Raw genomic sequence first — 13,027 nt, forward strand, 5'->3', positions numbered from 1 at the left:
TTGCTCTCAGGAATAGGACGGGGGCGTGCCCTGGCGGGAATTGGCAGCGTGAAGGGTGACGTGGCGGCCGCGGAAGGAAAGACGGCCGGACCCAGCCAAACGGCGCAGCAGGCGGGAGATGACCTCCGGCCCGGTTCCCACCATGGCGGCGAGATCGCGCCAGGAAATGGGCAGGGTCAGCGACAAATCGCCATTGGAGGCCCGCTCCCCGGATTCATTGGCCAGGCTGTTGAGGGTGGACAGCACCCGGTCGGGCAGATCTGTGCTGCACAGTCGGAAGATGGCGTCCTCGTTCTCGCGGATTTCCGCCGAGCTGAGCTTGAGCAGGGCCAGTCCCATGGAGGGGTCTTCATGCAGGGCGGCATTGAGGCGTTCGGCGGGCACGAAACAGCCCGTGACATCGGTAAGGGCGCGCCCGGCGCTTTCGTGGGTACCGCTGCCCAGAAGATCGGCGCAGGGAAAAAAGGCGCCGCGATGGAGGATCTTGAGGATCACCAGTTCGCCGTTCTCATCCACCCGTTCCAGCGCCACAAGGCCGGTGGCCAGGCTATAGGCTCCCTCCACCAGATCTCCCTGGTGATAGAGATGGCGGCCCTTGTTCACCGCGATCTTGGTGGCCAGGGTGGGAAACGGGCAGCGGTGGCCTAAGACCTCGCGCATGGGGTCTCGCCGGGGAGAGATCCATGCATTGCATCCGCAACACGCCTTAAATTCTCCCATACGGCTCATTCCCCATTCGGGTGGAAGGGTCATCCCAATCGCAAATGTGAGCTTCTGTCTAATTGTTAAATATATACCTTGGCATTAAATACTCAAAAACATGTATTGCGCTGAAAAACTAGGCAGCTACCATAATGAGGTGAATTTGTTTGCAGAGTGAGCGATTTGAAAACTATACAGACTTTGTCTGTGGTTGTCTTTTTTCTTCTTTTTGCCAATCAAAAACAGCCTTTAGAACTGTGGGTCGGATGGTTTGGCGCTTCAACCATATTTTCCATATGACTTTTCCTGAATCCGGCTTGCGGCCTTGCTGAATCGCTCCATATCAATCGAAGCAAATGGACCGCCGAGGTCGTTGCCTGTTAAGGGATGACCGGGCCGCCGCTCAAAGGATGAGGGCAAAGATGGATTTCGAGAAATTTACGGAACGCTGCAAAGGATTCATTCAAAACGCCCAGACCCTGGCTCTGCGCAGCGGACATCAGCGTCTGACGCCCGAGCATCTGGCCCAGGTACTTCTGGCCGATAAGGAAGGTCTGGCCGCCAATCTGATCCGTGCCGCCGGTGGCGATCCTATCCGGGCGCTCAAGGCGGTCGAGACCCTGCTCGACAAGCTTCCAAAGGTGGAAGGCCCCGGCGCCGGCGGCGTCCATCTCAGCCCCGAACTGGCCCGCTTGCTGGATCAGGCGGTGCAACTGGCCGACAAAGCCGGGGATTCCTTTGTCACCGCAGAGCGCCTTTTGCTGGCGCTGACCCTGGCCACCGGCACGCCCTCGGCCAAGGCTTTGGCGGAGGCGGGCGTGACGCCCCAGGGGCTCAACGCGGCCATCGAGGATGTGCGCAAGGGCCGCAAGGCCAATTCAGCTTCCGCCGAGGACAGCTACGACGCCTTGAAGAAATACGCCCGCGACCTGACCCAGGCGGCCCGCGACGGCAAGCTTGACCCGGTCATCGGCCGCGACGAAGAGATTCGTCGCACCATCCAGGTGCTTTCGCGCCGCACCAAGAACAATCCCGTCCTGATCGGCGAGCCCGGCGTGGGCAAGACCGCCATCGTGGAAGGATTGGCCAGCCGCATCATCAATGGCGACGTGCCCGAGACCCTGAAGAACAAGCGCCTGATGGTCTTGGATCTCGGCGCCCTGGTGGCGGGCGCCAAGTTCCGAGGCGAGTTCGAGGAACGCCTGAAGGCGGTGCTGACCGAAGTGACGGCGGCCAATGGCGAAGTCGTCTTGTTCATCGACGAGATGCACACCCTGATCGGGGCCGGGGCCGCCGAGGGCTCCATGGATGCCTCCAACCTCTTAAAGCCCGCTTTGGCGCGGGGCGAATTGCACTGCATCGGCGCCACCACGCTCAACGAATACCGCAAGCATGTGGAAAAGGACGCCGCCCTGGCGCGGCGCTTCCAGCCGGTCTTCGTCACCGAACCGGGGGTGGAGGACACCGTTTCCATCCTGCGCGGCCTGAAGGAGAAGTACGAGCTGCACCACGGTGTGCGCATCGCCGACGGCGCCCTAGTCTCGGCGGCGACCCTGTCCAACCGCTACATCACCGACCGCTTCCTGCCCGACAAGGCCATCGATCTGGTGGATGAGGCGGCGTCCCGGTTGCGCATGCAGATCGATTCCAAGCCCGAGGCCCTGGACGAGTTGGACCGCCGCATCGTCCAACTGAAGATCGAGCGGGAAGCACTCAAGAAGGAAAGCGATGCCGGGTCGAGGGACCGGCTGGGCAAGATCGAAGTGGAACTGACCCAGCTCGAGCGGGAATCCTTTGACATGTCCGAGCGCTGGCGCGCCGAAAAGAGCCAGCTGGCCGATTCCACCAAGGTCAAGGAACAGCTGGAAGAGGCCCGCATCGAATTGGCCAATGCCGAGCGCGCCGCCAATTGGGGCCGGGCCGGTGAACTGAAATTCGGCGTCATTCCCGAACTGGAAAAGCGCATCGAAGGCGGCGACGGCACGGGCCAACGCATGCTCACCGAATCGGTGACAGAGGAGCATATCGCCTCGGTGGTGTCGCGCTGGACCGGCATTCCGGTGGAAAAAATGCTCCAGGGCGAGCGCGACAAGCTGCTGGGCATGGAATCTCGGCTCAAGACCCGCGTGGTGGGGCAGTCCGAGGCTCTGGTGGCGGTCTCCAATGCGGTGCGCCGGGCCCGCGCCGGGCTGCAAGACCCCAACCGGCCCATCGGCTCTTTCCTGTTCCTCGGTCCCACCGGGGTGGGCAAGACCGAGCTGACCAAGGCCCTGGCCGAGTTCATGTTCGATGACGAGACCGCCATGGTCCGCATGGATATGAGCGAGTATATGGAAAAGCACTCGGTGGCTCGCCTGATCGGCGCGCCGCCGGGCTATGTGGGCTATGAGGAAGGCGGTGCGTTAACCGAGGCGGTGCGGCGCCGCCCCTATCAGGTGATTCTGTTCGACGAGGTGGAAAAGGCCCACCCGGATGTCTTCAACGTTCTGCTCCAGGTTCTCGACGACGGCCGCCTGACCGATGGCCAGGGCCGTACCGTGGATTTCCGCAACACCTTGATCGTGCTGACCTCCAATCTGGGCTCGGAGATTCTGGCCAATCAGGAGGAGGGACACGATTCAGGCGAAGTCCGCGCCGAGGTCATGGAGGTGGTGCGCGCCTCCTTCCGCCCCGAATTCCTCAATCGTCTGGACGAGATTTTGCTGTTCCACCGTTTGGGACGTGGCGATATGGCCGGGATCGTCGATATCCAGCTCAAGCGCCTCAGGGCCTTGCTGGCCGATCGCAAGATCGAACTCTCCCTGGACGGGGGCGCCATGGAATGGCTGGCGGAGAAGGGCTACGACCCCGCCTATGGCGCCCGCCCCCTGAAGCGGGTGATTCAGCGTGCCCTGCAAAATCCCCTGGCCGGGCTGATTCTCGAAGGTTTGGTCAAGGATGGAGACAGCGTGAGCGTGACGGCGGGCGAAGGTGGTCTGCTCATGAACGGAAGATTTACAGGCAACGAGGTGTGAATATCCGACTTGTATAGAGGGACATAGCTGCCATTCCGGTATGCTGTATCTGATTTTCTGGCGCAGCTTTTCAGAATTGTGCTAGAAGCCCGTCCTCTGGGTTTTCCGGTGCTCCTCTTCCCCCCCATCCCCCCCGGGGAGTACCGGTCTGATCGGGCCGTCGCGCAAGCGGCGGCCCGGTCTCCGTTTTGGGGGGAAGCGTATTCGATCAGGTCAGAGGTGTCATCCCGAGCGAATGCGAGGGATCTCATCCTAGCTCGACGTTTCAGAATTGGCATCGTCGGAGCAGACGGAGATCCTTCGCTTCGCTCAGGATGACATGAAGGTCCCGTCGGCGGACGAAGCCTAGCGGGCCGCCATGGGGCGGATTTCGCTTAAGCCCACGAAGCCCGGATGGGCGTCCTTGAAGACCTTGAAGGTCTTGGTGCCGCGGCCCTCGGCGAAATCCTCATAGGCTTCGATCAGGGCGGCGCGACACACCGCTTCCACCTCGTATTCGGCCAGGCCCTCGATATTGGTGCTGCGCAGCACTTCGCGGAAGCGCTTGAGGATGTGCAGCCGGCTGACATTGAGCACGGATTGTTCGAAGTGAACGCCAAGGGTCTCGAAGAACTGCTCGGCGGCGGACAGGGTGGCGAGGGTATCGAGGATCATGACGGGACTCCGGTGATGGCGGTGGCGGTTCCCGCGAAACGACGCAGGTCATCGGCGGTAGGAATGGTCTTGGTGGCTGAGGCGTGGCGGCGCACCTGGGCCAGCATGGCGCGGGCGACCGGGGCATCCACTTCCAGGCCGATTTCGCGGCAGGCATGCAGCACCGAGGTGAGGCCCGAATGCTTGCCCAGCACCAGGCGGTGGCCCCGGCCCAATTCGGCGGGGTCCAGCGCCTGATAGGTGCGCGGATCGCGCAGCAGGCCGCTGACATGGATGCCGGATTCATGGGTGAAGATGTTCTCGCCCACGATGCTCTTATCCACCGGCACCGGGCGGCCCGAGGCCTCGGCCACCAGCTTGGACACCCGGCCCAACTGGCGCTTGTCGATACCGGTCTCGCGGCCGTAGAGATGGCCCAGCGCGACGACGACCTCTTCCAGCGGGGCGTTTCCGGCCCGCTCGCCCAGTCCGTTGACCGTGGTGCTGACATGGGTTGCGCCGCCCCGGACGGCGGCCAGGGAATTGGCGGTGGCCAGCCCCAGGTCGTCATGGGCGTGGATTTCCAGTTCCATGCTTGTGGCGGCGCGCAGGGCCTTAAAGGCGTCATGCACGGCGAAGGGGTCCATGATCCCCAGCGTGTCGGCGAAACGGAAACGCTGGGCGCCTGTCGCCTCGCAGGCCCGTACCACTTCGGCCAGGAAGGCCGGATCGGCGCGCGAACTGTCTTCGCCGCCCACCAGGACCTCGAAGCCCATGGCGCAGGCCTTTGCCACCATGACGCGGATATGATCCAGGGCCCAGGCGCGGTCGCGGCCCATCTTGGCGGCAAGCTGCAGGTCGGAGACCGGGATGGACAGATTGATTGTGGAGACGTCGCACAGGGCTGCGGCCTCCAGATCCTCGTCCATCATGCGGCACCAGGAGATCAGCCGGGCCTTGAGGCCGAGGGAGGCCACCTTGCGGATGGCGGCCTGTTCCTCAGGCCCCATGGCGGGAATACCCACCTCGATCTCCGGCACCCCGGCGATATCGAGCGCCCGGGCGATGTCGAGCTTCTCGTCGAGACGGAAGGCGACTCCGGCGGTCTGCTCGCCGTCCCGCAACGTGGTGTCGTTCATGACGACGAGAGGGGGCATGACCACCGGGGCGGGCATGTCCGGTCTCCTAGCCGCAGGACTTCATGGAGCAGGAACAGCCGCCGCCGCTGGTGGTGGGCGCGGGGGGCTGATTGGGATTGTCGAACACGAAGCCCGAGCCCATGGAGGAATTATCCACGTAATCCATGGTGGCGCCCGTCAGCCAAAGAGCCGAACCGGGATCGATGAAGACCTTGACGTCGGAGAACTCCAGGACCTGATCATCCTCGGCGGCGTTCTCTTCCAGACCCATATTGTAGGAAAAGCCGGAACAGCCCTTGTTGACCATGATCCGAAGACCCTGGTACTCGCCGTTGCAGACCTCGCGGATGACGTCGATGGCCTTGTCGGTCAGGTTCATCATGACTTTATCCTCCTTGCCGGATCCAATGTCCTGATGAGAGATCAGCAAGAAGGGTGCCAAGTGCTAGTGCTTTGAAAAAACTAGAAAGTTGCCGGAGCGGAATCCGACAATGTCGGTTTTGCGACAAGCAGGGACACGCCGTCCTCGGCGCCGAAGCAATGGGCGTAGTCGGTGCAGACCTCGCAATTGGGCGACTTGCAGATCATGACGCCCTCGCGCTGGCACAGTTCGCGGTAGAAGAACTTCTTCCACTTCATGTCGTGGCTGTTGAGTTCCGCCAGGCCGAGGAAGTGGCGGCGCATCAGACCCGACAGGTCGGCGCGGCTGGTCAGGCCCAGATCCTGCCACAGATGATTGGCCCCCAGGCAGCGGCGCGCCACCACATGGGCCAGCCATTCCTCCTCGATCAGGCCGCGCGTCCGGTGTTCCAACAGCAAGGCCCGCAGATCGGGCTCCTCGATGGTCAGGGGTTCGTCACCATGGCCATAAAGCGACAGACCGGATAGCAGGCCCGGCGCATGGGGGAAGCTGCGTCCCACCAGCGCCGCCAGACTTTCCTCGGAAAGGCCAAGTCCCGAGGTCAGGCTTTCGCCCGACGTCGATAGGACCAGGGCGATGGCGCAGGCGAACAGGTGGCGGTCGAAAGGATCGCCTCCACCGTGGCCGGACATCAAACGCGCATAGATCTCCTTGGCCATGGCTTTTGTCCTTCTGGGGTAGGAAGTTGTCATCCCGACGACCTTCGGGAGGAGGGACCTCATCCTGGAGCGCTCTGTCCGAATCGGAACCGATGGTCCAGGAGGAGATCCCTCGCCAGGGCTCGGGATGACACTCTCGTTTACGCCGGGACCGGCTCGTGGGTCTGGGCCTTGGTGCCGCAGACGGCGAAACAGGCGCCACAGCCGATGCAGTTGCCCTCGTTGGCGATGGACATGACGGTCTTTTCGATATCGCCGTCGTCATCCTCCTCCGGATCGATGTACTCGCCTTCCTCGCTGACGCCCATCAGCTTCATGACGGAGTGGGTGCAGACCTTGAAGCAGCGGCCACAGCCGATGCACAGCTCGGCGCTGATCTTGGTCAGGTATTTGGGAATCCAGGCAGACCCGTCGCGGGTGGTGAATTGGCGAAACGACATGGAACTCTCCCTCTCTCGGGTTTGGGTTAGGCGGCGGCGACGTCGGGGTATTTCTCGATGGTGGCGATGCCCTCATCGATGATCTTCTGGGCCTTGGCGCTCATGGCCTCGACGGAGTCGAAGCCGAAGCGGTGCAACTCGCGCATATAGGAATTGACCGCCACCAGCTTTCCGGCGGTCAGGATCATGCGGCCCCAGCCTTCGTGGTGGATCTTCATGATCGGGGCGATGGCGCGGCCGGTCTTGTTCTCGATGGCCATGGCGATGGCGTTGAAGTACTGCTCCACCCGCCACAGGATGTCGGGATCGGGATCGCCGAACAGCGGGATTTCGCGGCGCTGTTCCTTGGTGAGGATATAGGGGGCAAGAACCTCTTCGTCGGACATGGACTCCCAGGCGCCGGACTGGTCCTGGGCGCGGATGAACATGCAAAGGCTCTTGATGAAGGCGTCCTGGGTGGCGGTGGCGGTCATGACGGGACTCCTATTGGTTAATCTTCGTCGTCGACGAAGCGCTCGTCTCCGGCCTCGCCGTCGCGCATGGCCTTTCGCAGCCAGGGCGGCGGATTGCCCTTGAGCATGACGCGGACCCGCTCGATCACATCGGCGATGGGTTCGTCATTGGGCAGCTTGATGGGATGGACGTTGACGCGGACCACGCGGGCCGCCGCCGGGCCGCCGATGGCGCGGCAGAACAGCAGGGCGGCGCCCTTCAGAGCGGAAATCTTGGCGGCCAGGCGGTCCTCGCCGTCCTCCTTGTGATTGCCGTCCTCGGCGGAGACATTGTCGAACTGCACCGCTTCCAGGAAGCTGTGCCCCTCGGGCCCCACATCGTAGAACATGAAGGTCTTGGCGCTGGCGAAATGGGCGTCGACGCGCTGGCGGTCCTGGGTGGCGACGGCGATTCTCATGTGACCTCCTTTGATCTTCGGTCTTGATCCCTGGGACGGGGGCGCGGCGGGATCAACCAGCCGCAGCACTCTGGTGACCATGGGCGTGCTCCGACTGCTGGTGGGCGTGTCCGGGACGCTCCATCAGAATGTTGCCCAACTGGGTGATCAGATCGCGGGTGCCCCGATAGCCTGCGCTGGTCAGGTGGGCGGCGCCCAGGCGGTCGAACACCGGGAACCCGGCACGGAACAGCGGAATGCCATGATGGGCCGCAACCTGACGGCCGTTGGAATTGGCGATGATAAGGTCGGCGCCGCCAGCTTCCAGGATCTGGTCTTCCAGGTCCTCGAAATCGCCGACGATCACCCGCTCGGCCTTCAACTCGGCCAGCATGGGTACGGGCTGGGTGGTGACGGCCGCCGCGATTGTCGCGCCCATATCACTGACCAGCTTGCCCATGCTCCACAGCAAGGCGGGTTCGGCCGCGATGGCCACCGAGCGACCGCCGAAATAGAAGTGACCGTCCAGCATGGCATCGACCAGCTGCGAGCGCGCCCGGCGCTGGCGGGCGGGAACCGGAACACCGGCCACGGTGGACAGGCTGACCATCAGGCGGTCCACCGCCTCCAGGCCGGTCACCCGGTCGAGAACCACGGAAGGAACCCCGGTGATGTTTTCGGCGGTCTTGGCGGCGATGCGCATGTGTTCGCCGATGGCGATGGTCAGCCGCGCCCGTCCCATTTCGCGCACGCTGGCCACGGCGGTGCCGCCGAGCGTGGTGGGGGTATAGGAATCAGGCACATGGCCATCCAGCGAGTCCGACAGGTCGGGTAGGACCATGGCTTCCATGCCGAAATCGGCGACGATGTCCTTCAAGGCTTCCACGTCGCCGGGGGTGAGATGGGCGCCCGGCAGCAGATTGACCCGGTCCAGCTTGGCGTGATTGCCCGAGGGCTTGGCCAGGCTCTTGATGATGGCGGTGACCGCCTTGCCCCAGCCGGTCTCCAGCGAGCCCGAGAAGTCGGGCGCCGAGACGTCGACCACGGCGATATCGGCCAGTTCCTTGTTGCGCGCCCGGATGACCTTGACGTCGCCCGCCATGTCCTCGCCCCGGGTCTCGGTCAGCGCGGTGGAGATCAGGCCGATGATTTCGGGCTTGGCGCGCTTGGCGATGTTGAGGAGGCCTTCCTCCACCTGATCCATGCCACCCAGGATGGTGCTGATCTCGTTCATGGCGGTGGTCTGCAGCGGGATGGCCTCGCGGAAGTGGCGCACCATCATCACCAGGGCGAAGGCGGTGCACCCTTGCGAGCCGTGGAACATGGGCAGGCAGCCCTTCATGCCCATGAAGGCCAGGGCGGCTCCCAAGGGAGCGCTGACCTTCAGCGGCGAGGTGGACAGCGCCTTGTTATGATCGACGATAAGGGCCATCACGAATTCTCCCAGGGGGCGGGGGCGCGGACCTGCGCCCATATGGGGCTGTTGATGGAAAGATCGATCTCGCGCACCAGGGCCACCATGCCGTCATAGGCGGCATAGCCGTGGTGGCGTTCCTGATTGATGTCGATCCAAGGCGTGCGGGCCTTGAGCGCCACGAATTGCGACCGCCCGCCCGACAGCATCATGTCGGCCTTGCCATCCTTGAACATGGCGTACATATCGCGGGGCGTGATGGCGTCGGCCAGCTTCTCCTCGTCGCCGCCCAGGCGTTCCAGGGCCTTGGACTTGTCGGCCTCGGTGGCCTTGCGCACCGAGGATCCCACCACTTCCATGCCCACTTCCTGCAGGGCCTGGATCACCGACCAGCTTTTGACGCCGCCGGTATAGAGCAGGACCTTGCGGCCCGCCAGACGGGCCTTGTAGGGCTCAAGCCGGGCCCAGGCCTTGGCCTCTTCCTCGGCGATCAAGGCCTCGGTGCGGTCGGATAGCGAGGGGTCGGCACCGCGCTCGATCAGCATGCGGGCGATATTCCTGAGCGCGTCCGAAGTGTCGGAGATGCCGTAGAACGAGCCTTCGAAGTAGGGGATCCCCCACTTCTCCTTCATCTTGCGGGCCAGGGTGACCAGGGCCTGGGAACACAGCACCATATTGGCGCGCGCCGTATGGCAGGCCGCCACTTCGCGGTAGCGGGCGTCGCCGGTGATGGAGGCGCGCAGCCGGATGCCGAGCCTGGCCAGCAGGGGGCGGAACTGGTCCAACTCGCCCGCCACATTGTATTCGCCCAGGATGTTGATGTCGCAGGGACCGGCATCGTCGGGCTCGACCGTGCCGATGACATGCTCGAACAAGGCCTCGCCGCCTAGGCGGTTGCCGAGATTCTTGGAGCCGACGAAGCCGGGGGAGTTCACGGGGATGACGGGAGTGCCCAGACGCTCGGTGGCGGCGCGGCACACCGCGTCCACATCGTCGCCGATCAGCGAGCCCACGCAGGTCTGATAGACGAAGACGGCGGGCGGGTTATGCTTGGCGATGGCCTGCTTGATGGCCTTGTAGAGCTTCTTCTCACCACCGGCGATGATGTCCAGATTGGTGAGATCGGTGGTGAAGCCCTTGCGGTAGAGGTCCGATCCGCTGCTCCAGGAATTGCGCCCGTCCCAGGAATTGCCCTCGCAGGCGATGGGGCCGTGGACGAGGTGGACCACGTCGGTGATGGGCTGGAGCGCGATCTTAGCGCCGTCAAAGGCGCAACCACCGGCGGCGGCACCAGGGGTGAGCGACTTGCCGCAGCCCTTCTTGCGCTCGCCCTCGGACTTCGCCTGGTTGGTGGCGCATCCGGGCTCGTGCATCAGTTCGGCGATCTTGGCCTTCAGCATGGCGGACCTCGCGTAAAGCGGTTCGGGTCCTGACACGCAAGGGCCGTGCCATCATGAAAAATGGCGGAAATTCACGGGTGACGTTTTTTGCTGGGCGGCGATTGTCGGGGATGCGACAAGAGGAAATCCGACGATGTCGGCCAAATGGGGAGCCGTCATGAGTGTTTGCGTAAGACCGGCCCGGCCGGAAGACAGTGGCGATATCCTGCGCCTGCTTCGCCTGCTGGCGGCATTCGAGGGCGAGCCCGATGGCATCGCCACCACCGAGGAGATCCTCCGTCGGGACGGCTTTGGGCCAGAGCGGCGGTTCGAGGCCTTGCTGGCCGAACTGGATGGGCGCGTTCGGGGGCTGGTGGTGACCTATCTCGCCTATTCCAGTTGGCGCGGCGCGCCCACCCTGGTGGTGCACGACCTTTATGTGGAGGAAGAGGCGCGGGGAACCGGAGCCGGATCGGCCCTGTTGTCCGCCGCCGCCGCCCTGGCCGCCGAACAGGGCTGCTGCCGCATGGATGTGAATGTGGTGGCCTGGAATGCCGAGGGGCGGAAATTCTATGAGCGTCAGGGGTTCAAGGCCCTGACCGACTGGCTGCCCTATCGGCGCTGACGGCTATTCACAAAGTAAGAGCCCCGGAGAGGGCGGGTTCCTCTCCGGGGCGTCTCACGCGTTATTGGAAGGGTTGGGAGATTAACGCGTGAGGTCGTAGGAAATGTCGCTCGAAGCGTCGGCCACCTCGAAGATCCGGTCCAGGATCTCGACCAGGGTCCGCAGCGCACCCTGGTAACCCATGGTGGGGAAGCGGTGGTGGTGGTGACGGTCGAACACGGGGAAGGTCAGACGGATCAGCGGAATGCCGGTGTCCTTCTCCAGATACTTGCCGTAGGAGCTGCCGATGATCATGTCGGTCGGCTCGGTGAAGAGCAGGGAGCGCAGGTGCCAGAGGTCCTTGCCCGCCCACACCTGGCAATCGGCGCCGAAGGGCGACGCGGCCAGGAGAGCCTTCATCTGAGCTTCCCATTCCTTGCCGGCATTGGTGCACAGGCAGTGAGTGGGTTCGATGCCCAGTTCCAGCAGGAAGGAAGCCATGGACAGGACGAAGTCGGGATCGCCGAACACGGCGGCCTTCTTGCCATGGGTCCAGCCCTGGCTGTCGGCGATGGCGTCGACCAGACGGCCGCGTTCCTTCTCGATGGCCTCGGGGATCGCCTTGCCCGAAAGCTCGGAGATCTTCATCAGCATGGCGTCGGTGCCCGAAACACCCATGGGGTAGTTCAGGGAGGCGGTCGCCTGACCCTTGGACGCGACGTATTCCAGGGTCTTGTCCGAGCAGTAGTGCTGCAGGCCGATGGTGGCCTTGGCGTTGATGGCGTCACGGACGTCATCAAGCTTGGTGCCGCCGTCATACATGCGGAAGGTGCCGTCGGTGGGGGTGTCGAACACCTCCGAGACGTCGCCGACCAGGGTGTAATCGACACCCATGGTATCCAGGTAGCGCTTCAGTTCGCGGTTGTTGGCGACCGCGTAACCGTCGAAGCCGGGGATGATGTTGATCTTGCCGTTGGACTTGCCCGGCTTGACCTCACCCTTCTCGCGGTCCCAGAAGTAATTGAAGATGCCCTTGATCATGTTGTCGTAGCCGACCACATGGCTGCCGACGAAAGAGGGCGTGTGGGCGAAGGGAACGGGGAAATCGGTGGGAACCGCTTCCTTTTCCTTGGCGGTGGCGATGAAGGCCGAGAGATCGTCACCGATGACTTCCGCCATGCAGGTGGTGGAGACGGCGATCATCTTGGGCTTGTAGAGGTGCTTGGCGTTGAGCAGGCCCTCGACAAGGTTGTTCAAGCCGCCGAACACGGCCGCGTCTTCGGTCATGGAGTCGGACACGCAGGCCGAGGCTTCCTTGAAGTGACGGGCGAGGTGCGAGCGGAAATAAGCGGCGCAGCCCTGGGAACCATGCACGTAGGGCAGGGTCTCTTCGAAACCGGCGGCGGCGAACACGGCACCGAGCGGCTGACAGGCCTTGTGCGGGTTGATGACGGCCTGCTTACGGGCGAAGTTCTTCTCGCGATACTCCCAGCTCTTGGAGTATTCGAGCTGCTCGTTGACCTTTTCGTCGGACGGGCGGCACTCGTAATTGGCCTTCTTCTGGGCCAGCAATTCCTTGTACTCGGGCTCGGAGAACAGGGAAATGTGGTCCTTGATGTTTTCAGCGCTCTGCGGCATGGCAGTATCTCCTTATTCCTCCCCGCGCCCCCGGATATTGGGCGACACGCGGGGAGGGGATTTCCTAAAACCAGATCAGGGTCCGTGGGGAGGCT

Annotated in this window: 13 protein-coding genes; 2 read left to right on the top strand and 11 right to left on the bottom strand. The window is 63.4% G+C overall.

All coding sequences use genetic code 11. From position 1 onward, the window contains the following. Nucleotides 1-6: 6 nt before the first annotated feature. Complete coding sequence (locus CCC_RS04580; protein ID WP_009867513.1) at nt 7-660, bottom strand: Crp/Fnr family transcriptional regulator; 654 nt, start codon at nt 658-660, stop codon at nt 7-9. Between the two features lie 464 nt (nt 661-1,124). Here CCC_RS04580 and clpB point away from each other — a divergent pair, with 464 nt between their 5' ends. Then, nucleotides 1,125-3,716: an ATP-dependent chaperone ClpB gene (clpB, locus tag CCC_RS04585; protein ID WP_041039940.1), complete on the top strand. Its 2,592-nt coding sequence runs from the start codon at nt 1,125-1,127 to the stop codon at nt 3,714-3,716. Nucleotides 3,717-4,061: 345 nt separating this feature from the next. Here the strand turns inward: clpB and nifW are convergent, their stop codons facing one another. The 9 genes from nifW to nifE form a co-directional block, all read right to left on the bottom strand. Next, on the bottom strand, nt 4,062-4,370 hold the full coding sequence (nifW, locus tag CCC_RS04590) for a nitrogenase-stabilizing/protective protein NifW (protein WP_009869019.1): 309 nt from the start codon (nt 4,368-4,370) through the stop codon (nt 4,062-4,064). Then, nucleotides 4,367-5,524: a homocitrate synthase gene (gene nifV, locus CCC_RS04595; protein ID WP_009869020.1), complete on the bottom strand. Its 1,158-nt coding sequence runs from the start codon at nt 5,522-5,524 to the stop codon at nt 4,367-4,369. The genes nifW and nifV overlap by 4 nt, the downstream gene beginning before the upstream one ends. Before the next feature lie 10 nt (nt 5,525-5,534). Then, on the bottom strand, nt 5,535-5,870 hold the full coding sequence (locus CCC_RS04600; RefSeq protein WP_009869021.1) for a HesB/IscA family protein: 336 nt from the start codon (nt 5,868-5,870) through the stop codon (nt 5,535-5,537). Between the two features lie 80 nt (nt 5,871-5,950). Continuing rightward, a complete protein-coding gene (locus tag CCC_RS04605; protein WP_009869022.1) occupies nt 5,951-6,568 on the bottom strand; it encodes a nitrogen fixation protein NifQ in 618 nt (205 codons plus the stop codon). A gap of 140 nt (nt 6,569-6,708) precedes the next feature. After that, entirely contained in the window at nt 6,709-7,008 is a 300-nt protein-coding gene (gene fdxB / locus CCC_RS04610; RefSeq protein WP_009869023.1) for a ferredoxin III, nif-specific, read from the bottom strand. Nucleotides 7,009-7,034: 26 nt separating this feature from the next. Further along, nucleotides 7,035-7,481, bottom strand: coding sequence for a NifX-associated nitrogen fixation protein (locus CCC_RS04615; RefSeq protein ID WP_009869024.1), 447 nt, complete (start codon nt 7,479-7,481; stop codon nt 7,035-7,037). A gap of 17 nt (nt 7,482-7,498) precedes the next feature. Then, complete coding sequence (gene nifX, locus CCC_RS04620) at nt 7,499-7,918, bottom strand: nitrogen fixation protein NifX (protein WP_009869025.1); 420 nt, start codon at nt 7,916-7,918, stop codon at nt 7,499-7,501. A 52-nt stretch (nt 7,919-7,970) separates the two neighbouring features. Next, nucleotides 7,971-9,329, bottom strand: a complete 1,359-nt coding sequence (gene nifN / locus CCC_RS04625; RefSeq protein ID WP_009869026.1) for a nitrogenase iron-molybdenum cofactor biosynthesis protein NifN — start codon at nt 9,327-9,329, stop codon at nt 7,971-7,973. Further along, on the bottom strand, nt 9,329-10,711 hold the full coding sequence (nifE, locus tag CCC_RS04630; RefSeq protein WP_009869027.1) for a nitrogenase iron-molybdenum cofactor biosynthesis protein NifE: 1,383 nt from the start codon (nt 10,709-10,711) through the stop codon (nt 9,329-9,331). The genes nifN and nifE overlap by 1 nt, the downstream gene beginning before the upstream one ends. A 133-nt stretch (nt 10,712-10,844) precedes the next feature. Here nifE and CCC_RS04635 point away from each other — a divergent pair, with 133 nt between their 5' ends. Continuing rightward, nucleotides 10,845-11,315: a GNAT family N-acetyltransferase gene (locus CCC_RS04635; RefSeq protein ID WP_009869028.1), complete on the top strand. Its 471-nt coding sequence runs from the start codon at nt 10,845-10,847 to the stop codon at nt 11,313-11,315. An 81-nt stretch (nt 11,316-11,396) separates the two neighbouring features. Here the strand turns inward: CCC_RS04635 and nifK are convergent, their stop codons facing one another. Further along, nucleotides 11,397-12,932 carry a nitrogenase molybdenum-iron protein subunit beta gene (gene nifK, locus CCC_RS04640; RefSeq protein WP_009869029.1) on the bottom strand — a complete coding sequence of 512 codons (1,536 nt, stop codon included), beginning with the start codon at nt 12,930-12,932 and terminating at the stop codon, nt 11,397-11,399. Nucleotides 12,933-13,027 lie beyond the last annotated feature (95 nt).

It is taken from the genome of Paramagnetospirillum magnetotacticum MS-1 (genome assembly GCF_000829825.1).
GTDB lineage: Bacteria > Pseudomonadota > Alphaproteobacteria > Rhodospirillales > Magnetospirillaceae > Phaeospirillum > Phaeospirillum magnetotacticum.